Source organism: Psychrobacter sp. HII-4 (assembly GCF_904846595.1).
Taxonomy (GTDB): domain Bacteria; phylum Pseudomonadota; class Gammaproteobacteria; order Pseudomonadales; family Moraxellaceae; genus Psychrobacter; species Psychrobacter celer.
The window spans coordinates 97,917-119,125 of the sequence record NZ_CAJHBJ010000005.1 but is presented as its reverse complement, the minus strand read 5'-3'; the positions used below and the strand labels follow the sequence as shown (position 1 = coordinate 119,125).

The 21,209-nt window shown below is 47.4% G+C and carries 15 protein-coding genes and 2 tRNA genes; 5 read left to right on the top strand and 12 right to left on the bottom strand.

Features of this window, described 5'->3' with window-relative positions; translation table 11 throughout:
- Together JMX98_RS04875 and JMX98_RS04870 are read right to left on the bottom strand one after the other, a co-directional pair.
- Positions 1–229: transposase (locus tag JMX98_RS04875; RefSeq protein WP_201585022.1), on the bottom strand; the 229-nt coding region annotated here is incomplete at its 3' end.
- Between the two features lie 40 nt (positions 230–269).
- Entirely contained in the window at positions 270–620 is a 351-nt protein-coding gene (locus tag JMX98_RS04870) for an IS630 transposase-related protein (RefSeq protein ID WP_201585021.1), read from the bottom strand.
- Between the two features lie 20 nt (positions 621–640).
- On the opposite strand from JMX98_RS04870, the gene JMX98_RS04865 reads away from it, so the two are divergent.
- The 3 genes from JMX98_RS04865 to JMX98_RS04855 are packed head-to-tail and all read left to right on the top strand — an operon-like array spanning position 641 to position 2,226.
- Positions 641–1,048 (top strand): OsmC family protein, encoded by a 408-nt coding sequence (locus JMX98_RS04865; RefSeq protein WP_201585025.1) that lies wholly within the window; start codon positions 641–643, stop codon positions 1,046–1,048.
- Positions 1,049–1,071: 23 nt separating this feature from the next.
- On the top strand, positions 1,072–1,536 hold the full coding sequence (locus JMX98_RS04860) for a flavodoxin family protein (protein ID WP_201585020.1): 465 nt from the start codon (positions 1,072–1,074) through the stop codon (positions 1,534–1,536).
- Between the two features lie 33 nt (positions 1,537–1,569).
- Positions 1,570–2,226 carry a DUF938 domain-containing protein gene (locus JMX98_RS04855; RefSeq protein ID WP_201585018.1) on the top strand — a complete coding sequence of 219 codons (657 nt, stop codon included), beginning with the start codon at positions 1,570–1,572 and terminating at the stop codon, positions 2,224–2,226.
- A 38-nt stretch (positions 2,227–2,264) separates the two neighbouring features.
- Here the strand turns inward: JMX98_RS04855 and ppc are convergent, their stop codons facing one another.
- A complete protein-coding gene (gene ppc / locus JMX98_RS04850) occupies positions 2,265–5,045 on the bottom strand; it encodes a phosphoenolpyruvate carboxylase (RefSeq protein WP_201585015.1) in 2,781 nt (926 codons plus the stop codon).
- Positions 5,046–5,742: 697 nt separating this feature from the next.
- Between ppc and JMX98_RS04845 the strand changes: the two genes are divergently transcribed.
- The gene (locus JMX98_RS04845; protein ID WP_201585013.1) at positions 5,743–7,830 is read left to right on the top strand and encodes a catalase; all 2,088 of its coding nucleotides are present in this window, start codon (positions 5,743–5,745) and stop codon (positions 7,828–7,830) included.
- Positions 7,831–7,892: 62 nt separating this feature from the next.
- On the opposite strand, the gene JMX98_RS04840 is transcribed toward JMX98_RS04845, so the two are convergent.
- Both JMX98_RS04840 and JMX98_RS04835 read right to left on the bottom strand, forming a co-directional pair.
- A complete protein-coding gene (locus JMX98_RS04840; protein ID WP_201585011.1) occupies positions 7,893–8,786 on the bottom strand; it encodes a DUF3142 domain-containing protein in 894 nt (297 codons plus the stop codon).
- Between the two features lie 18 nt (positions 8,787–8,804).
- Positions 8,805–10,964: a hypothetical protein gene (locus JMX98_RS04835; RefSeq protein ID WP_201585009.1), complete on the bottom strand. Its 2,160-nt coding sequence runs from the start codon at positions 10,962–10,964 to the stop codon at positions 8,805–8,807.
- A gap of 535 nt (positions 10,965–11,499) precedes the next feature.
- Here JMX98_RS04835 and JMX98_RS04830 point away from each other — a divergent pair.
- Complete coding sequence (locus tag JMX98_RS04830; RefSeq protein WP_201585007.1) at positions 11,500–12,294, top strand: MBL fold metallo-hydrolase; 795 nt, start codon at positions 11,500–11,502, stop codon at positions 12,292–12,294.
- 63 nt (positions 12,295–12,357) lie between these two features.
- On the opposite strand, the gene JMX98_RS04825 is transcribed toward JMX98_RS04830, so the two are convergent.
- The 7 genes from JMX98_RS04825 to leuS form a co-directional block, all read right to left on the bottom strand.
- A tRNA-Lys gene (locus JMX98_RS04825) sits at positions 12,358–12,433 on the bottom strand.
- A gap of 22 nt (positions 12,434–12,455) precedes the next feature.
- Positions 12,456–12,531, bottom strand: a tRNA-Lys gene (locus JMX98_RS04820).
- Between the two features lie 151 nt (positions 12,532–12,682).
- Positions 12,683–14,680 (bottom strand): MacB family efflux pump subunit, encoded by a 1,998-nt coding sequence (locus tag JMX98_RS04815; RefSeq protein WP_201585006.1) that lies wholly within the window; start codon positions 14,678–14,680, stop codon positions 12,683–12,685.
- Between the two features lie 61 nt (positions 14,681–14,741).
- Positions 14,742–16,055: an efflux RND transporter periplasmic adaptor subunit gene (locus JMX98_RS04810; RefSeq protein ID WP_201585005.1), complete on the bottom strand. Its 1,314-nt coding sequence runs from the start codon at positions 16,053–16,055 to the stop codon at positions 14,742–14,744.
- 219 nt (positions 16,056–16,274) lie between these two features.
- Positions 16,275–17,366 (bottom strand): DNA polymerase III subunit delta, encoded by a 1,092-nt coding sequence (locus JMX98_RS04805; RefSeq protein WP_201585004.1) that lies wholly within the window; start codon positions 17,364–17,366, stop codon positions 16,275–16,277.
- A 91-nt stretch (positions 17,367–17,457) separates the two neighbouring features.
- The gene (locus JMX98_RS04800; RefSeq protein WP_227680035.1) at positions 17,458–18,144 is read right to left on the bottom strand and encodes a hypothetical protein; all 687 of its coding nucleotides are present in this window, start codon (positions 18,142–18,144) and stop codon (positions 17,458–17,460) included.
- Positions 18,145–18,314: 170 nt separating this feature from the next.
- Positions 18,315–21,047, bottom strand: a complete 2,733-nt coding sequence (gene leuS, locus JMX98_RS04795) for a leucine--tRNA ligase (protein ID WP_201585003.1) — start codon at positions 21,045–21,047, stop codon at positions 18,315–18,317.
- Positions 21,048–21,209 lie beyond the last annotated feature (162 nt).

The following is a 21,209-nucleotide window of genomic DNA, read 5'->3' as shown; positions in this document are numbered from 1 at the left end:
ATTTAGTTTTAAGACTTGGAATAAGTGTGAGCTTACACCAGTCATAAAATATATTGCTATTGATGTTCTGCTCAAAGTAATCAAGGGCAAACAGCATCTTTTCATAGAGAGCTCCGATGACATTCGTTCGCTTTTTTGCTTGCCAGTTGTAGCTATCGATACAGGGTTTACCAATCGGTGCATAGCCATGAGTACGAATGGTTTCAGCCTCAAAGCCGCTTTCATCCATATAGACAATGGGGTAGCCTTGCTGCGTAAAGCGATCAAGCCTACTCTGGAATACCGCTCTTTTTATCGGACACGCTTTTGGATGTTCTAAGGTCTTTTTTTTGACTGATACCAAGACGCTTTAAAGCATTAAAGATACCCGTTTGACTACAGTTCAAGCGACGAGCTCTTTCATAGTTATAATCATCTGGGTATCTTTTTACGTCTTCAAGCAATGCGTCATCAGGTATTTTAGTTGGTGCTTTATTTCTGGTTGTTTTAGGAGCTAGGTTCTGCTGCCAGCTGTGAATGGTGCTGGTGCTAAGTCCATAAAATAGCGCAGCTTCTCGTATGGTCATACCATCAGCGATGCTAAAAAGTACCTGTTTGCGATAGTCTATTGAATAAGTCATGGTTCATTTCATTAAATGCAATTGTTAATAGGATTGTATCGGTTTTATTTGGATTAGACTATAGTGCTATTCACTTGCAATCAAACAATCAAATTATTACAGATGCACCCACTGACAATCATGGCAAGGGTGAAGCTTTTTCACCGACTGATTTGTTAGCGACGAGCTTAGCCAGCTGTATGCTAACGATCATTGGGATTAAAGCGCGTGATATAAATGTCGACCTTGCAGGTACTACCGCTGAGGTGACCAAAGTGATGACAGCTGATCCAAGGCGCGTCAGTGAAATACATGTTGCTATCTCTTTTAATCAACAGCTAGATGAAAAAACGCAAAAGATATTTTATAACACAGCACTGACTTGTCCGGTTGCGAAAAGTATTCATCCTGATATCATGCAAAAGGTGACTATTCATTCTAAGAACTGATATATTTTATAACGGTGATTAATATGGCTACCAAAACCTTGCTTATCGTCGCGCATGCACCATCACCGAATACTAAAAAGTTGGCGCAAGCCGCTCATGACGGTGCCAATCACCCTGATATAGATATCAACGTGGTTCTCAAAGCACCACAGGATACGCAGCCTGAAGATATACTCGCAGCCGATGCCTTATTGTTAGGTACGACTGAGAATTTGTCTTATATGGCAGGGCTGACCAAAGACTTCTTCGATCGCTGTTATTACGCGGTATTAGAGCACAAACAGGGGCTGCCTTTTGCATTATATATTCGCGCTGGGTTTGATGGGACGGGAACTAAACTGGCTATGAAAACGATTATTACTGGTTTGCGCTGGAATCAAATTCAAGATACGCTTATTTTAAAAGGTGATTGGCAAGAGGTGTTTGTGGAGCAAGTGGAAGAGCTTGCGATGACGCTAGCTGCTGGAGTGGAAGCCGGTATTTATTAGACTGATTTATTGAACCTTTATTAAGATAGTATTATGAATAAAAATAACTTAGGTAATGCGGATATTAGTAGCCAAGATAGACTACCTTTTTCACAAGCTTGTGAAAATAATAAAGCACCTATCCTAGAAGTACTACAAAAAGAACTGCAAGACTCTACTCATGTATTAGAAGTAGGCTCAGGAACCGGTCAGCATAGTGTGTATTTCGCGCCAAATTTGCCGCATCTGCACTGGCAAACCAGCGATGTAACTGATAATCATCAGGTGATACAAGCTTGGCATGATGCCTATCCCGCATCAAACCTGTATGCACCGTTGGCTTTTAATTTGTTAACAGATTCTATTCCAAAAACTAATACTGGCGAACCTTACGACGCTATTTTTACTGCCAATACTTTACACATTATTGCTTGGCCTTTGGTTGAGAGGTTGTTTGAGTTGGTCGGAGAAGCATTACCGTTAGACGGCAAGCTGATTGTTTACGGACCATTTAATGAAAACGGACGCTATACCAGTGCGAGCAACCAGCAGTTTGATAGCAGTTTGCGCCAGCGTGATGCTGATAGCGGTATCCGGCATAAAGAAGATATCATTGCTTTAGCCAACACTCACCATTTAACCTTAATAACTCAATATCAGATGCCAGCGAACAACCAAATTTTAGTTTTTCAAAAAATAACCGCTAACTAAGTCAGCGGTTATTTGCGTTTTAATATCAGTATCAAGTTCTAACCAGTATTACGTAGTCCTGCTGCAAGGGCATTGATACTGCGAATTAGTGGGTCTTCTACCGCCAGTTTATCGGTACTTTTAGCATCCTTATTATCAGGTTGGCGCATGCGTTTGAGCAGCTCGATTTGGATATAGTTGATCGGGTCTAAGTAAGCATTGCGCCATTGTAAAGACGCTGCCAGCTCTTGCTGCGTGGACAATAATGAGGTTTGCTCGAGCAGGGAGTTTAGGCCAGAGTGAGTAAGCGCGTGCTCGTGCTCGACAGCCTGCATGACTTGTGTGCGTAAGCGCTCGTCTTTGCACAGCTGACTGTAGGCGTGGGCGATATTCATCTCCGATTTGGTAAAAGCCATTTCGATATTGCTGATAAAGGCGCTAAAAAACGGCCAGTTTTTATTCATCTCTTTCATCAGTCCTTCGTTTTGTTTGACACTCTCTAATGCCGTGCCCACGCCATACCACGCAGGAAGGGTAAAGCGGGCCAATGACCAGCCAAACACCCAAGGTATCGCCCGAATTGTTGATTTGCTTGGCAAGCCTTTTTTGCGGTGGGCAGGGCGCGAGCCGATATTTAGCAAAGAGATCTCTTGTACGGGCGTGGCCTCGGAGTAAAACTGATAAAACCCGTCTGTATTATCCGTCAATGCTCGATATTGCTGCTCACCTGCATCGGCTAAATCTGCAAACAGTGCTTCATAGCTATCGAGCTGGGCCGGCTGCGCCACAAAGCGTGACGAGCTGGCTTTTAGTGCGCCTGTGATACCCATGGTCAGCTCAAACACTGCTGTATCTGGATTAGCGTATTTGGCATAGAGCACTTCGCCTTGCTCAGTAAACTTGATTTGTCCGTTTAATGTACCAGCAGGCTGCGCGGCAATGGCCTGATGAGTTGAGCCGCCGCCGCGACTGACAGAGCCGCCGCGGCCATGGAACAGACGGGTGCTGATGCCGTATTGGTTGGCAATACGAGTGATGGTTTGCTGGGCGCTATACAGCTGCCAAGCCGAGGTGATAATGCCGCCGTCTTTAGAAGAGTCGGAGTAGCCCAGCATAATCTCTTGAATATTGCCTGAGTGCTCAAGTAGCTCGCGATACAGGGGGTTGTCCAGTACCGTTGGCATGATTTTATCGATGTTTTTGAGGTCTTCGATGGTTTCAAACAGTGGCGCTACCGGCAAGGCGGCAAATAAGTGTCCGTCGTCATTGATGCCAGACAAACCCGCAAAACGCATTAGCAGCAGTACTTCTAGTAGTTGACTGGCGTTATTGGTCATCGAGATGACGTAGCTGCCAAAAGTATCGTCGCCGACCAGTTTGCGCAGTTTGGCCACCGACTGCATCAATGCCAGCTGCTCACGGGTTTGCTCGCTTAAATTATCGGTATAAATCAGCGGTGTGCCTGGTTTTTGTAGTAGGCGGGTCAGCCACTCTTGGCGCTCTGCTTCGCTTAGCGCCTTGTAATCAGGCAAGTTGGAGGCATTGGCAAAAATATCGGCAATGACCTCGCCATGATAGCCTGAGTCTTGGCGAATATCGAGCGCGGCCAGATGAAAGCCGCAGGTTTTGACCAAGCGGATGGTATCTAGCAGTAGCCCTTCGGCATGGGCGCTATCATGCGTGTTGACGCTCTTGCGGATAAGGCGTAAGTCATCTAACAGTGCGGCCGGCGATAAGTACGCGTCTTTTGCTGCATTGTCGTCTGTGCCTTGGCTTTGGATATACTGGTTGGTGGCTTTTATTTTGGCAAGGATGAGTGATAACAATCTACGGTATGGCTCATGATTGTAGTCATCAGGGTTATAACAAAACACCTGCTGATCCAGCTCGCTATAGTCTTTAATTCGCTCATAAATCTCGGGCGCGATGGTGACGATGCTATCGCTATGAATCAGCTCGCGGCGCAGCTTTCGGATCAATACTTGGTAATGGCGCAGCACGGTATTGGCATGCATCAACACGGCCATTTCTGTGGTCTCATGAGTGACGAAGGGGTTGCCATCTCTATCGCCGCCGATCCAAGAGCCAAAATTGACAAAAGCGGGCAGCGCATAGTCACTAAGCTCTGGATAAATCTCTACGATTGCGTCTTTGATATTGCGATAGACTTTCGGTATGGCGGTAAAAAGACTGGCATCAAAATAATGCAGGCCATTATTAATCTCATCATAGACTAAGGGTTTACGAGTCCGCACCTCATCTGATGACCATAGTAGATCAATGGTTTCTGCGGTTTTTTGTTTGGCCTGTTCAAAGGCGCGACTGCCCTCAGGATAGACACCCATGGCATCGGTGTGCTCATATAGCGTTTGCAAGATATTCATCGTCGTACGGCGACGCGCCTCGGTAGGGTGCGCGGTAAAGACTGGGATAAATTTTAGCTGATCAATGAGCTCTTTGATTTGTTCAGGTTCGATCTGGCGCTCACGGCATTCTGATAAAGTACGGCGAAAAGAGCCTTCCCAGCTTTGGTTGGACTCTGCGCGCATCACTTGCCGCTGCTCACGTAAGTAGTTTTCTTCGGTCAAATTTGCCAAAAAAAAGTAAATAGAAAATGCGCGAATGACGTTTTTTAGTGTTTGATTGTCTAGCGAGGCGATGAGCTCGATAAGTTGTTGTTTTTGTCCGTCGTTATGCTCGCGGCGCTCTTGGATAAAACCTTGGCGCAAGGTCTCGATGGTGTCTAAGGTTTGTTGCCCAGATTGGCGAGAGATGGCCTCACCTAAAAACGATCCTAATAAACGAATGCGCGCACGCAATACGTCGTTATCTAATAACATAACTGTCTTCCTTGTCTATAACTAGGGAGTATATCCAATAAAGCTTGGATATGGCTATTTTCCTTACTTAACGAACAATACGCCCTAGACGGATGAATAAAAACGGCCCGTAAATACAGTTACGAACCGCCTTATACAAAGTGATGCATCAAGCCTTTTATGATGGCTATAAGCGATGGTTATAAAAATTTTGCTTGATCAGAACTCGCCGCTAGTGTTTGCCACAGCTTTGATGCTGGCTGACTTTATTTTATGCCTGTCCTTATAATTTAACTGATAATCAGCCCGAACGCTATCGATATTCTTGAGGCAAGAAATCCAAAGAGCGCTGCCATGAGCGTTAAGGACTTAGCAATATATTTGATGATAGTAATGTGCTAATAGTTTGGCTCGTTGGTTTAACCAAAAATCAACAAGCTTCACGATATATGTGACATAAATCGCAAAGTTTTTAAGTAAGATGAGTGATGAGTACCATGGTTGGCAATGCTAGTGGTTGACATTGCGAACGGTTGGCACTGCCAGTCATAGTAGCGAGAGAGCAACAATAAAAAGTTAAATCATCAACCGCCGCGTAACCCATAAAACATGAAGCGACAGTCGAAGTTACTATATAGATACAAGGATATAAATACTGGGTTTACGCGCTTTGGATAGTCTCATCAGAGGCCATTTCATTCATCAGCTAGGATATATTATGAAAAAGCATCTTGATCATACTGACCCCGCAAATAACATGAATATTGAACGTGGACATGGTGGCGAGACGCACCAGCGTGCAGACGATGGTGGTAAAGTTTTAACGACGCAGCAAGGCGTTGCGATTTCTGATAACCAAAACTCATTAAAAGCTGGCGCACGTGGGCCAACTTTGCTAGAAGATTTTGTCCTGCGTGAAAAAATCAACCATTTTGACCATGAGCGTATCCCTGAGCGTATCGTCCATGCTCGCGGTAGTGCGGCGCATGGTTATTTTGAATTAACTGAATCGTTAGAAGAATATACGACCGCCAAAATTCTTACAGAAACAGGGAAGCAGACACCTTTATTTACTCGTTTTTCGACCGTGGCGGGCAATAAAGGCTCAAAAGATACGCCTCGCGATGTCCGCGGCTTTGCGGTAAAAATTTATACCGAAGAAGGTAATTGGGATATCGTTGGTAATAATATGCCGATTTTCTTTATTCAAGATGCTATTAAGTTTCCTGATCTCATTCATGCAGTCAAGCCGGAGCCAGACCGCGGCTTTCCGCAAGCGGCTTCTGCCCACGATACCTTTTGGGACTTTGTCTCGCTAAGCCCAGAGACGATGCATAACCTGATTTGGCTGATGAGTGATCGTGCATTGCCGCGTAGCTTTAGCATGATGGAAGGTTTTGGTATTCATAGCTATCGTTTGATTAACAAAGACGGCAAAAGTACCTTTGTACGTTTTCATTGGAAGCCAGTAGCAGGTGTACAGTCGCTTACTTGGGATGAAGCGGTAAAAATATCTGGTGCTGACCCTGATTATAACCGCCGTGACATGTATGAAGCGATAGAGAACGGTATGTATTTTGAATGGGAGTTTGGTGTTCAGTTATTTACTGAAGAAGAAGCCAATGAGTTTCCATTTGACCATCTAGATGCGACCAAACTGATTCCAGAAGAGATGGTGCCTGTTAAAATCATCGGTAAAATGGTCTTAAACCGTAACCCAGATAACTTTTTTGCAGAAACGGAACAAGTAGCATTTTGTCCGTCACATCTGCCGCCTGGTATCGATTTTAGTAATGATCCTCTACTACAAGGTCGTCTATTTAGTTATTTAGATACTCAGTTGTCGCGCTTGGGCTCACCAAACTTCGCGCAAATTCCTATTAATGCGCCTAAATGCCCATTTGCAAATAACCAGCAAGACGGTCATATGCAAATGCAAGTGCCTAAGACTCGTGTTCTTTATGAGCCTCAAAGTCTAGATCTAGACCGTCCACGTGAAAGCGTTAAAAAGGGCTTTGAGTCGTATGCAGAGCGCTTAGATGATAACGTAAAAGGCCGTATTCGCGCAGAGAGCTTTGCAGACCATTATAGCCAGCCGCGTATGTTTTATCGCAGTCAAACCCCAGCTGAGCAGGCACATATTGCGACGGCCTACGCATTTGAGCTGGGTAAAGTAGATACTCCTCATGTACGTACCCGTATGCTCGGCCACCTGCTGCATATCGATGAAGATTTGGCCAAGCGCGTGGCAACTGCCTTGGGTATGGAGTTGCCAGAGCCTGCTGATGCGGCAGCTCCTGTACAGGACATGGCGACATCAGAGGCTGTACAAACCATCGGCCGTACACCTAAATCACTAAAAGGCCGCTTGGTTGGTATCTTAGTTGCTGAAGGATCAAACCATGAGCAAGTTAAGAAGTTTGAAGATGCTATTAATGCTCAGGGCGGGATGGTAAAAATCGTTGCGCCGAGTAAAGAAGTCAAGCTTGACGACGATACGCGTATCCAAGCAGATGAGCGTGTCGCTGGCGCACCCTCTGTATTCTTCGATGCGGTGGTCAGTATCATCATGCCAGAGCAAGCTAAGAAACTGGCGGAGGATAGCTCAACGCTAGATTGGTTCACTGATGCTTATGTACACTGTAAAGCCATTGCTTATTGCGGTGCAACGGATGAGTTTATCTTAAGTAAACTTCCTGTAGAAAAAGATGAGTTTGTCACACCGCTCGCTGAGCTTGACAGCTTTGTAGAGAATGCAAAATCTCGTCTATGGGAGCGTGAGCCAAAGGTTCGTGACTTGGCTTAATCCTATGAAGTTGTAATTATGATGAAGAAAAACTCAGCCTAAGTGCTGAGTTTTTTTATTTTTTAGCGCAAGAACACCACATAACCTTGAAAGTGTGGATTGTCTTCTAAAAATGCAGCCCCTTGCCATTGACCACCTTCAATGATGCCCACTTTAAAATCAAAGGGCAGGTCTTTTAGCCGTATGAGGTGCTGCGCATAATTCGTCAAGGTGGTCGTGCCCTGATAAGTTTGTATCACCAGCTCGTCGATGGCGTCATTAAGCTGAATAAACTGAGAGTCTTCGGCTTGGTTTGACCAGTCCAGCAGACCTGTCACACTGAGTTGATACTGCGCGGGCAGCTGCTGACGAATCTGCTTAAGCAAAGCGGCGTATTCGCCCAATCGGTAGGTTGGCGCATCATAATCTATTTGGATACCCATGACGTGATTGCCTGCGCGTTGCCATTGCTCTAAGCGCTTTATAAGCTGTGGCATGACGTCCTCAGACCACGTCTGACTGGTCGCACGGTAGACCAGCCACATTTTTTTACCGCGTAAAGGTCGCACACCTAGTCCCTGCGTTATCAATGTCGCTGGTAATGCCTGAGCATCATTGTCACGGGTATCGGGGCGATAATAGGGCATGTTGGGCGCACGTATCTCACCTTGTAATAGATACAACGTATGCGCTTGGCTGAGCTTGGTACTGTCTTTGGGCGCTGTCCACAGCCAAAACTGCTGGTAATCATTGGCTTGGATATTGGTAGTGTTCGTGGGCATGGTAATAGAGCTAATTTTACTGGCATCACTATCCTGTAATGGTATCTGCGTTATCTGCTTAGATGGCGCAGATGGAAAACGGCTTGCACCTTGATAGTAAACCAAAGCGGCAAACATAATAATACCCAGACCCAGCAAGCCTAACAGCCATCGCTTAAACGTAAATCGCTGATACTTTTGTAGATAATTACTCACACCAGTAGCCCACCACATTTACCAGTAGTACTTTTGGTTTTTTGCCCAAGTGGTTTGGCTAAAGTCAGATTTGAGACGTTTAAACCATGCTTTGCGCACGGACAAATCAACCTGCTTATCACCGCACTGGTTGTTACCCGAGCTGGCAAAACAGCCTATGGCACGATGCAGCGCATAGGCGGACAGCTCGTCATCTTGACTGTCTGTAAATATGGCGCGGTAGATATCGAGTCTGTTGAGCGTTTGACCTGCGAAGCGACTGGGGACGTCACTCAAGTACGGATAGGGCTCGCTTGGATCATCGTCAACAATATAGCGAAACTCTTTGTCGTAGTCATCGAGGTAGCTGGTCAAATCGGTATCATACATAAACTCGGTCAGACACAAGGTTTGTAGTCTGTCGTTAGGGCGTTTACTGAGGCGCGTCACCGTGGTTGTCAAGTTTTGACACTTGATATGAGGGCTGATGTGTTTACCTTGCCAGTTAAATTGACTAAAAGTAGGGAGGTGCTTTAAGGTCTCATCCTTACTGCTATAGCCCTGATATTTTTGGGCGTCCTTTGGCAAATAACGCTGCTGGTAGGTTAAATAATCGTCGTAGCGTCCATGTATCAGTGATTTGGCGAGCAGCGCGTAACGCGCCTCAGCACCCAGTGCGTTTGTATTTGCATGATTGTCTGCAATTTGCTTTAGCAAGGTAGGGTCGGCTGAATATTTGATGACGCGCATCTTTAAGGCTTGTGATTGTATGCTGGTATCAGTAAACAATGAACGGTAATCATTGGTCTTGTCAGCATGCAGTGCTAATGCCAGTTCAGTAACGGTGTTTTGAAACGGCTGCTTGGGCAAGGTATGTAGCTGCTGCCATAGGGTATTGGCTTCATCGGTGCGCCCGAGTTGCTGTAATGCTTTTGCTTTTAAAGCGTATTGGCTAAATTGAGTATAAGACAGCTTACCCGTTGGCGTAGCGGTGGGCAAATAGGTTAGGGCGCGTTTTGGATTATTTTCTTGTACAAAATAATAGGTCGCGATCAGATACTGATACAAGTCCATACTGCCTTTAAACTTGGGCTTTAGACGCTCAAGCGCTGCCAATGTTATGGGTTTGGTGTTCATGAAGTTGCTGGCGGGTCGTAGACGATATAAGGCAAAACTGGTCAGCAATATGGGGTCATTAAGTACATTGATATCGACTTGTTTATCACTATCTGGAAAAAACAATCGTCTCTCAATCTCTTCTGGCAAGCGGCGACTGTCTAGGTTAAAGGCCCATGACTTTGTATGCTCAATTTGCCATTCTATTTCATCAACCAATTGTTCTTGCTTCCCTGACAGCCAATAGAGTCGGCGCTGTAATCCGCGAGCGGATGCCGTATACTGCCCTTTTTTAAAGCGGCTGAGATAAGTATTGATGGCGCTTTGCGTGCTGGCAAACAGTCTTGGGTCAACCGTTTTATGGTCATAAAAATAATCTTGCGCGCCTTGCTGATAAATACGATTGATACCTGTGCGAATCAGCATATAGTTGACCGTATCGAGCAGCCAAGCGCGTCCTGCATTATCCCCCGCATCAAGCGTGGTCAACGCGCTATATAGGTTATGCGCGCTATCAAAGTCTGATTTTTTGCCCAAATAAAACAGTTGTGTCGCCATGATGTAGTCCGCGTAGGGCTGTGCGTGGACAGACCACTTTAACGGAAAAGTAGCAGTCTCTTTGAGCGCAGCGGCCTCATCATCAAATGAATCGGCACACTCACTGCGAATGGCGTCACGAAATTGCATCAGTTGTGCGCGCTCTTTTGGGGTTAATGCCTGATCTAGTGTTAGCGCGTTTTCTAGCGCTGTTTTACCTGTATAAAAGCTATTACAGTACTCAGCATAATTGCTGGTTTCAGAGGGCTCTAAAAAAGACTGATTGGGATTTTGTACTTGATTTACTGCCGCGTGCTTTAATGTGCGTAAGTTAAGCGGAAAGTCATAATAATAACCGCTGGTATGTAGCGTGTCAGGCTCATCAAAGGTGATTAAGCCCTTATCGGCAAGTAATAAATACAAATTGGTTTGGGTGTCATTGCCAGTATCTAAGGTGGGGAAGTTAATCTGACAGGCATTGTAGTAGCGATTGTCTAACGAAAAGTTAGAGCCACAGTATTCGCCGCCACCTGCTTGTGCAGACATACCAACGCTCATCAGACTGGCTGTCAACAAGCCTAAAAGCAAACTTTTGGGAACAGAGTTCAAAAAAGGTGAGGGGTGTCGTGTTGTATTGTCTGCGGTAGATTTCATAGCCAACTCGTGAGCGCGTACTGGATTGGAGTCTGTAATCATAACAGAGTTTTATTTTATCAATGTTATTTTTCCCCACAAAAATCAGCTTATATACCACAACGTGTCATCAACTAGTCCTAAGTCTGATACCTAAAATTTTAGCAAAACGCCTAAACGACGAATTGCAAGGAGCAAACGGAGTACAAGCGTTCATTGAAAGTCGAGCGGTACATAAGCTCCTGTACTACAATCAAAACAAGGGGTGTCATCAGGCCCAACGATAAAAGCAGGGGACAGGACTCTTTTTTGCCGCTTCATCGTTAAAAATAAGCGCTTAGAGTGACTAAACTTATTATTTTTAACCTCGAATCGTCTAAAAAATAGTCGCTGTCAGTGCCATGGTCGAATGTTCGACACGCCCTAAGCAAACACTCAAGGATGACTTATGCGCTTAGATAAGATTGTGCGATTGGACGGTTATATTCAAAGTATCTATTTGGCGGTATATGCTAATAAGTTGCTGCTACTTGACGGCTGCTGCCGTGCTGATGTGCCGATGGTGCTGGCGTACATCACAGACACACTACAGCGCCCGATAAGCCAGCTCAAGGTAGTCATGGTGACACACATGCATCCTGATCACGCAGGCGGTGCAAATGCGCTTAAAAAAGCCACAGGCTGCCGTATCGTCTCAGCAGAAAAGTCACGGCAATGGTATGCAGGTATCGGCGGGCAAATGATGCATCTGGTCGATACAGGGCTGGCGTATTATGTGGCGCATCGCCAAAACCGTCCGCTAAAAAACCTATGGTATCCTGCGCACCTGCATCCTGATGTGACGGTAAGTGAGGGGGATAAAATTCCTCACTTTAGCGATTGGTTGGTACTTGAGACACCTGGACATACCGACCGTGACTTATCGTTATTTCATCTGCCCAGCCGGCAAGTATATACAGCAGACTTGATTATCAAGCTGCGGCATAAATTTGTTGCGCCATTTCCGATTTACAGTCCGCCTGCGTATACTGCATCGCTACAAAAGATCAAAGACATGCAGCCGAGTAATGTCATGATGGCACATGGGCGTGAGCTGGCGATAGACGACGCCACTTTTGATATGCTCATCACGCAGGCACCCAAGCATCCGCGTACCATCAAAGACACCATCAAACATAAGCTGCTATGGCGCAAAGACGCTAACTTTACTGTCTTTTCGCGTCGCCGTAACTCTAAACGATAGCGGTAACAGGCACGCAAAAAAAAGCCCCATCACTATCAAGTTAGTGATGGGGCTTTTCAAATATGGTGGGCCGACCGCGACTCGAACGCGGGACCAATTGATTAAAAGTCAACTGCTCTACCAACTGAGCTATCGGCCCTAAAAGGGTGTGAAAGAAAAAGTGGTGGGCCGACCGCGACTCGAACGCGGGACCAATTGATTAAAAGTCAACTGCTCTACCAACTGAGCTATCGGCCCTAACTTTTCTCTCTCGTTTAAGAAGTTCTGTATCCCTAAACGTGAGAGCATAGTATATAGATAATTTTGAGTAATGCAACCCTTAATTTAAGAAAACTGCCTTTTTTCTTAGTTTACCGTGATTTTGAACATATTTATGTCCCATGTTGCTTTAATCACGCGACAAGGCATCAACAGGGTCGAGCTTGGCGGCATTACGGGCTGGCAAAAAGCCAAATACAATCCCAATGAGTGTCGAGCAAACAAAAGCTGCGATAATAGAGGTCGGTGAGTAGATAACCTGAAAGCTGTCACCGCCCACACGATTAATCACCTCACCAATGGCAAAGGCCAGTCCGATACCCAGCAAGCCCCCCAATACGCACACCAAAATGGCCTCAATCAAAAACTGCTGCATAATGTCGCTTTGACGCGCGCCGACAGCCATACGCACCCCAATCTCATTGGTGCGCTCGGTGACAGATACCAGCATGATGTTCATGACGCCGATACCACCAACAATCAATGAAATGATAGCAATCGAAGAAATTAATAGCGTCATGGTCGAGGTCGTGGACTCAATAGTCTGGCGAATAGAATCAGAATTGCGGGTACGAAAATCGTCTGCGCCGTGCCGCTCTTCAATCAGCTGCGAGATAGCTGACTCTGCCGCTGACGATGAGATGCTTTCATCCACCAAGGCCACGAAATTCTCAATATAGGCACTGCCTTCAATACGCGACATGACAGTCGTGTAGGGCATGTAGATGGTTGGAGAATCAGAGCTTGGGCCAAAACCACTGTCTTTGGGTTCAAGGACACCTATCACGCGCCCTGGTACTGTGCCAATTAGTAGAACTTCACCAATAGGGTTGTCATTATCCGCGAAAAAAGTATTTTTGGCATTGTCATCTAAGATGACGTCTTGTGTACGCCGCAAAATACTTTGTTCATCAAAGGCTTGTCCTTGTGCCAGCGTTTCGCCCGTCACATCCAAATAGTCTTTACCCACACCACTGACGGTCGCTGATTCTTGGATACTGCGATAGCGGACAGTAGCGCTGCCATCTAACTGAGGACTGACGCTGACCACATAAGGCTGCGCGGCAACGGCATTGGCGTCATCAGGGGTTAAGTTGTCATCGTTGTAACTGCGCCTTGGATCCCCCCATGGATAGCCATCGATGACAGTGATGGTATTGGTGCCAAGCGAGCTGATATTGGTCAAAATTTGCTGCTGTGAGCCTTTACCCAAGCCCACGACTGAGACGACTGAAGCAATACCAATAATAATGCCCAGCATGGTCAGCAACGTGCGCATTTTGTGCGCGCGCATGGCCAGCAGCGACATTTTAAAGGCCTCAAGCAGGCGGTCTATAAAGCTACCGATGCGGCTTTTTTTGTGCTGTTCTAAGATGGCCTCAGGCTGCTGTGTGCTATGCTCATAATGGTCATTGTGATAGTCATCAATAATATAGCCGTCTTTAATCTCGATGACACGCTCAGCTTGCGCGGCGATGTTGGGGTCGTGCGTTACCATAATGATGGTGTGCCCTTGCTCGTTTAACGACTGCAAGATTTGCATCACGTCTTTGCCCGATTGGCTATCGAGCGCGCCTGTCGGCTCATCGGCAAGGATAATCTCGCCCCCATTCATCAAGGCGCGTGCAATAGAGACGCGCTGCTGCTGACCGCCTGATAGCTGACTGGGACGGTTGCCAACCTTGTCTGCCAGACCCAAATCACCGAGCAGGTGTGCGGCGCGTTCGCTACGTGCCTCTTTGTCCATACCTGCATAGACGGCAGGCACGGCAACATTGTCGCGTGCGTTAATGTCGCCAAGCAAATGATAGCGCTGAAAAATAAAGCCAAAGTGTTCACGGCGTAGGGTCGCCAGCTCATCGGCCTCAAGCTGGTTGACTGATTTGCCATAAATCTTATAGTCGCCTGCACTGGCTTTGTCCAAGCAGCCCAAGATATTCATCAAGGTTGACTTGCCTGAGCCTGATTGCCCGATGATGGCGACCATCTCACCTTGATAGATAGTCAAGTCAATATCATGCAGTACCCGAATTATCTGTTCGCCTGCGCGAAACTCCCTAATGACGCCTGTCAGCTGCATTAATGGTGGCGCATCAGCCGTTTCAGCGTGCATTTTTTGGGTATTCATAACCAGCATCTACCTTTATCATCTCTTTTTAGTACGTCTTCATTGTTGACCTGTGTTGCCGTTAAAATGGTGGGCGACCACCGCCAGATTGTTTGCCTTTACTGCTACTATTGTCTTCGCTTAAAATGACATCGTCACCTGCTTTTAAGCCGCTAAGAATTTGCGCATTGACGCGGTTATTAATCCCAACCGTAACAGGCTGTTCTTTAACCGTGCCGTCTGCTTGTAGTACGCGTACGGTCGCCGTGGTCTTACCGCTAGTATCGGTCTTGCTGTTTTTAAGGGCGGTAGAGGGTATCAATAGGGCATCTTTGGCTTGGTCAATGACCACGTACACCTGCGCAGTCATATCAATACGAAATCGGCGCTCAGGGTTGGGCACTTCTAAATAACCGATGTAGTAGATAGCGGTGTCGGTCGAGCTGGTCTCACTGATTTGTTCAGGAGCAGGCTCAATAGCTTTGAGCGTGGCATCAAATTTCTGCTCAGGATTACCAATGATATTAAAGTACACTGGCATGCCTGCTTGTACATTAATCACATCTGCTTCGGAGATTTGCGCGTTAATACGCACGGTGGATAAGTCGGCTAAGGTAACGATGGTCGGTGCGGTTTGATTGGCATTAACGGTGCTGCCTTGCTCAGTGGTGATAGAGACGACTGTACCTGACATGGGCGCGCGGATGGTGGTGTAGCCTAAATCTTGCTGAGCAGTATTGACGTTGGTTTGTGATTTTCTAAGCTCGGCTTGTTGGCTACTGATATTGGCATTGGCAGTCACGATAGCGGCCTTGGCAGTGTCAATCGCCGCGCGTGCATTGTCCACTGCCGCTTTAGCAGTTTGAACCGCTGTGGCTTGGGTGTCGTATTCTTGCTGACTGATGGCGTCAATTTCTACTAAGGATTTTAAGCGGGCAAAGTCAGATTGTGCCTGTTTAAGCTCAGATTGACGACTGGCCAAATCGGCATAAGCGCTTTTTAAGTTGGCACGTTTACTTAATACATCCGCCTGAGCGCTTTGTAATGCTGCTGCGCTTTGCTCTAGTGTGGCTTGTTGATTGTCTAAGGCATTTCGTTGCGTGACTTGGTCAATTTGAGCAATCAAATCACCTTGCTGGACTTGGTCGCCAATATCGACATACAGCTTTTTGACTTCACCTGATACCTGCGCGCCGACATCGACGGTATTGAGGGCTTTGACCTTGCCTGATGCCATGACATTGTTTTCGATATCACCGACCTTTACCTTTGCCGTTAGGTAGTTAGGCGCTGTTTCTTTTGGCATAAAAAAACGATAGGCCAGCGCGCCGAATACGACGATGACCAAAGCGACCACTGCCCATTTGATCGCAGGTTTTTTGCTTATTTTTCCCATGACAACTATCCAATCACAATAAAATCAAGTGTAGCTATAGTAGAGGCTTGCTACGCAAAAAGGAATGGCAATTAGTTTAAGAAAGGTTAAGGAGGATCGAGAGAACCAAAACCTACCACTCGGCTGTGGCGGATTTGGTCGTCTTTTATACAAGTAATTCGTTTATAGAAGTAAATTAGGTAGAAGTAAATTAAAGATGGCGGTCAAACAAGAGGTGTATCAAGCGATAAACAAGCGTTTGCCGGACAGCTCAAGCGCTGCTTGTAACAACAGCTCCCACGCAGGCTGACGGATAAGTCCTTTAATGGCTTGGTCGCAGCGATAAAGCAGCGCCGGCCACTGCGCGGTCTGCGCCTTTGACTGGCGACGACACGCCTGCTGATATAAGCCTTGTTTGCTGCGCCAAATGCCGAGCGCCTGCGGGTCTTGTCCATCTAGCAGCTGCATAATCTGGCGCATGTCTTTACTGATTGCCCACAGTACCAACGTTGTCGGCTCATCGGTGGCCTTGAGCTGCGTGATGATTTTGACTACCTGCGCGCTGTTGCCAGCCAGCATGGCATCGGATAAATCAAAGACACTAAACTGAGCATCACTGACCAGCGCGGCTTGTAGATCATCAATATCTAATGCGACGTTGTCGGTATGAGTCCCGCCGTCAGTTGAGCTGGTAGAGTAATGGGCTGATTGTTGATGAGGAGTCGCCGCAGGTGCGAGCTGCGGCGCAAACAGATAAGAGAGCCGCCATAAGGTTTGATAGGCGCTTAGCAGATGGTGCTCGGTATGCGACATCAGCAGCTGCCACGCTTCTTGTGACAGCGTGAGGCCAAACTGCTGGGCCTGTATCTGTAATAACTGCTGACGCTGCTGCTCATTGTACAAGTTGCAATCAATCACGTGACCGTACTGAGCAAACGGCGCAAACCATTTGCTGCTCTGGCTGCGCTTGTCTTGCTTAGGCGTGAGCCATAGCAGGCTGTGACTGTGCGTGCCTGCTTGTGCCTCGATAGCAAAACGTTCGAGCGCGGCAATGACGGCTTTATCAGGCTTGTGATTGCCTGTCACAATCAGTGCACTGGCATCGTCAAACAACGACTGACTGCCAAGCTCGGATAGTACATCTTGCCAGCTTTTGACTGACACCAGCTCGATACGTTTGATGGCATAGTTTTGCGCGCGCCAGTGCAGACGCATGGCATCGATAAGCCATTGACTGAGTAATGGCTCATCACCGTGTGCCAGCCACAAGCCAGCTACTGCCGCCGCGGGTTGTAGTAGTTTTGGATAGGCTTGGATAAAAGTATCTTGCATAGGCTGAGGATACACAGGTTAAAAAAAAGAAGAAAAGAGCGGCGTTACTTGATCATGAAGAATAGCAGAGCATTCCTACAAACTTATAAAATTACTGGGCGTTTGGCACCATCACGGTGGGTGCAGTGGCGCTGTTTATGACGGGTACTGTCTGCTTACCAGCAGGTGGCACTTTGGGTAAGGAGATGGCGACGTATTGATCCGTGATACGGCGTGCCAAGCGCTCATAGAGCCAGTCACGAATCTGATCACCTTGCTGATCGTCAGTGCTGACCGAGGCTTCGTTGTACTGATAGCTGCGATCGACTTGGATGGCATTTTTGAGTATCACAGGTTTGCCATTTTCAAAGGTTTGATAGCTGACATCGGCTGAGAGCACCAAACGGATTTCTGTCAAAACCCCAACCAGCTCATAACGCTTAAATCGCACATTGCTGATATCGATGACGGCGATGGGCTCTGCATGTGCTTGTCGATTGTTACGTGCCACATCATCTAAGGTCATATTGCTCATGACTTCCGCGCCTAGGGTTTTTAGGCGCTGGGTCAATGGCAGCTTGAGCGGAAACGACGTGCGATCATCTTCGATAATGACCGCTGTTTTGGCCACATCGAGCAGCATTGGTGTTTCATAACCGCGCAGCTGAAAGCCGCAGCCACTCAGTGCGGTGGTGGCACCGAGCACGGTCATCATCGGCAAAGCAGCCAGTAACGCTGTCGCAAGTTTTTGTCCGCTGGTCGATGATTGTGACGGTACTGCTCGGTGCTTATACGACATAATCGCTATCCTTTAATGATAAAAAGCTTGGGAGGTGCCCTCAAATCCTCGTCTTTGGCCTAGTAAAGCAGTAAAGGCCACTATCGAATAAAGGTGAGGGCACGCCCTAACGTAATAAAGACGCATCGCAGAACAGCGCTAGCGGGTAGCGCCTAGCTAAAGACGATGTACTAGCCTGCAACCACGATATTGAGCAGCTTATTGGGTACGACGATCTCTTTTTTGATGTCCCCTGTCAAAAACTTGGCCACACCCTCAAGTGCGCGTGCTTGCGCTTTTAGCTGCTCAGGGTCGCTGTTGGGGGCGACATCCATTTTGCCGCGCATCTTGCCATTGACCTGCACCACCATGGTGATGGTGTCTTGTACCAGAGCGCGCTCGTCGACAGCAGGGTAGCTTAAGTTGACCGTATCGACACCCAGCTGCTCAAGCAAGTGCTCGCCGACGTGCGGTGCGTAGGCAGATAGCATGATTAATAGATCAATCAATGCTTCGTGCTGTACTCGCAGGTCTTGCTCACTGCTGGCTTTAAAACCAGTCAGCTCATTGGCAAGCTCCATAAGGCTTGAGACGGGCGTGTTTAGCGCCAAGCGCTCGCCTAGGTCACTGTCAATCTTGGCGACGGTTTCATGAGTCTTACGGCGTAAGTTTTTCGCCGCTTTGCTAAGATGCTCTGTGTTTAATACTTCGTTATTGAGCGTGGCTTTATTTAATGCATCAGGGCTTAGGCTTGCAGCCGCTATGGCTTGCATATGGTCGGTTGCGATGCGCCATACTTTTTTAACGAAGTTATAGGGGCCTTTTAGCGCGTCATCTGACCACTCAAGCGTCTGATCGGCAGGAGCGGTAAATAGCGTGTACAAACGTACGGTATCCGCGCCATATTTATCAATGGTGATTTGTGGATCGACACCGTTGTTTTTTGATTTGGACATTTTTTCTATTTTGCCGATGGTGACAGGCTGTCCATCAGATTTTAAAATCGCTTTAACTGGCTGACCGCGCTCGTTGTAGTCGATATCGACATCTTCGGCGAAGTAGTAAGTGGTGCTGCCATCAGCGTTGCGGCGGTAAAAAGTGCCCGCGAGCACCATGCCTTGCGTCATCAAGTTGGCAAAAGGCTCATCGCCTGATACCAAGTTTTCGTCGCGCATGAGCTTATGGAAGAAACGCGCATAAAGTAGATGCATGACCGCGTGCTCGACACCGCCGATGTATTGATCGACAGGCAGCCATTTATTGGCGGCAGATTTATTGACCATGTTTTGCGTGTCGTTTGGACTGGCAAAGCGTGCGTAGTACCAGCTCGACTCAACAAAGGTGTCAAAGGTATCGGTCTCGCGCTCAGCTGGGTTGCCGCACTTTGGACAAGTGGTATTGACAAACTCTGGCATGCTTTTGAGCGGGTTGCCGCGGCCATCGGGGACGACATCCGTTGGCAGTACGACAGGTAGGTCTTGCTCTTCGACAGGCACCGTGCCGCAGTGCTCACAGTTGATCATTGGGATAGGGCAGCCCCAATAGCGCTGACGCGAGACGCCCCAATCACGCAGACGATACTGGATTTTTTTCTTCGCAAGCTGTTGGGGCTCAAGTTTGGCAAGCATTGCCTCAAACGCTTGATCAAAATCCAAGCCGTCAAATTCGCCTGAGTTCACCAAGATATTGCGCTCAGTATAAGCAAGATTTGGCTCAGAGCCGTCCGCTTGAGCCGCAGCAAGGACGGATGCTTCAAAGTCTGCAGGCGACTGGATGACTTGCTTGATAGGTAGGCTGTATTTGGTTGCAAACTCATAATCGCGCTCATCGTGCGCTGGTACCGCCATCACTGCGCCTGAGCCATAGCTCATCAAGACATAGTTGGCGACCCACACAGGGACTTCTTCACCAGTGAGAGGATGGGTCACGGTCAGGCCTGTATCCATACCGATTTTTTCGGCTTTGGCCAGATCCGCTTCGGCGACCGAGCCTTTTTTGCACAGTGCACAAAACTGAGCGATGGCGTCATCATGCTCAGAGGCGTACTGCGCTAACGGATGCTCAGCGGCAACGGCGACATAAGTGACGCCCATCAAGGTATCAGGGCGAGTGGTAAACACTTCTAAGGTGTTGCGCTCGCCGGCAAGCTCATAAGGGAAGTGTACTTCCATACCCGCGCTACGGCCGATCCAGTTGCGCTGCATGGTTAGAACTTCAGATGGCCAATGACCCTCTAGCTGGTCTAAATCATCGAGCAGCTCATCGGCATAATCAGTGATATTAAAGTAATACATCGGGATGTCGCGTTTCTCAACGGGCGCGCCACTACGCCAGCCTTTGCCATCGATGACTTGCTCGTTGGCAAGAACGGTGTTGTCGACCGGATCCCAGTTGACGGTAGAGAGCTTTTTGTAGACCAAGCCTTTTTTGTAGAGCTGCAAAAATAACCACTGCTCCCACTGATAATACTCAGGGCTACAAGTGGCAAACTCACGTGACCAGTCGATAGAGAGACCGAGCAATTTTAGCTGGGCGCGCATGTTGTCGATGTTGGCAAATGTCCAAGCAGCAGGCGGCGTTTGGTTGGCGATGGCGGCGTTTTCTGCTGGCAAGCCAAAGCCATCCCAGCCCATTGGCTGCATGACATCAAAGCCTTTGAGGCGATAATAACGGCTGAGTACATCAGAGATGGTATAGTTACGCACGTGTCCCATGTGCAGCTTGCCACTTGGGTACGGAAACATCGACAGCATATAGCGACTTGGCTTGTCGCTTGGCGCATTGCTCACTTCATAGCGTTTGTCCGTTGCCCATTTTTTTTGTTGTGCCGCTTCGATCAGCTGCGGTTGGTATTGGGTAGGGTCTATAGAAGTATTGTTGGTCTGATTGGTATTAGCAGTTTCTGCTGTCACGGCGTTGCTCATAGTCGGCTCGAAATTGATGATTACAGATAAATTGGGTAAAACAAAATAATGCCATAGCATAGCGTAATTTGGCAAAAATTGCGATGGTATGATGACGCGTTTGCGCGCTGTCACGACGACAGGTTGGCAAGTTGGAGGAAGGCGTCATAGCAGCGACAGGAG

Excerpts from the sequence above, each read along its gene's own strand:
- JMX98_RS04810 (WP_201585005.1), bottom strand. The coding sequence starts at position 16,055 with ATGGGAAAAATAAGCAAAAAACCTGCGATCAAATGGGCAGTGGTCGCT.
- JMX98_RS04815 (WP_201585006.1), bottom strand. The coding sequence starts at position 14,680 with ATGAATACCCAAAAAATGCACGCTGAAACGGCTGATGCGCCACCATTA.
- JMX98_RS04855 (WP_201585018.1), top strand. The coding sequence starts at position 1,570 with ATGAATAAAAATAACTTAGGTAATGCGGATATTAGTAGCCAAGATAGA.
- ppc (WP_201585015.1), bottom strand. The coding sequence starts at position 5,045 with ATGTTATTAGATAACGACGTATTGCGTGCGCGCATTCGTTTATTAGGA.
- JMX98_RS04870 (WP_201585021.1), bottom strand. The coding sequence starts at position 620 with ATGACTTATTCAATAGACTATCGCAAACAGGTACTTTTTAGCATCGCT.
- JMX98_RS04805 (WP_201585004.1), bottom strand. The coding sequence starts at position 17,366 with ATGCAAGATACTTTTATCCAAGCCTATCCAAAACTACTACAACCCGCG.
- JMX98_RS04800 (WP_227680035.1), bottom strand. The coding sequence starts at position 18,144 with ATGTCGTATAAGCACCGAGCAGTACCGTCACAATCATCGACCAGCGGA.
- JMX98_RS04860 (WP_201585020.1), top strand. The coding sequence starts at position 1,072 with ATGGCTACCAAAACCTTGCTTATCGTCGCGCATGCACCATCACCGAAT.
- JMX98_RS04835 (WP_201585009.1), bottom strand. The coding sequence starts at position 10,964 with ATGTCTGCACAAGCAGGTGGCGGCGAATACTGTGGCTCTAACTTTTCG.
- JMX98_RS04845 (WP_201585013.1), top strand. The coding sequence starts at position 5,743 with ATGAAAAAGCATCTTGATCATACTGACCCCGCAAATAACATGAATATT.
- JMX98_RS04830 (WP_201585007.1), top strand. The coding sequence starts at position 11,500 with ATGCGCTTAGATAAGATTGTGCGATTGGACGGTTATATTCAAAGTATC.
- leuS (WP_201585003.1), bottom strand. The coding sequence starts at position 21,047 with ATGAGCAACGCCGTGACAGCAGAAACTGCTAATACCAATCAGACCAAC.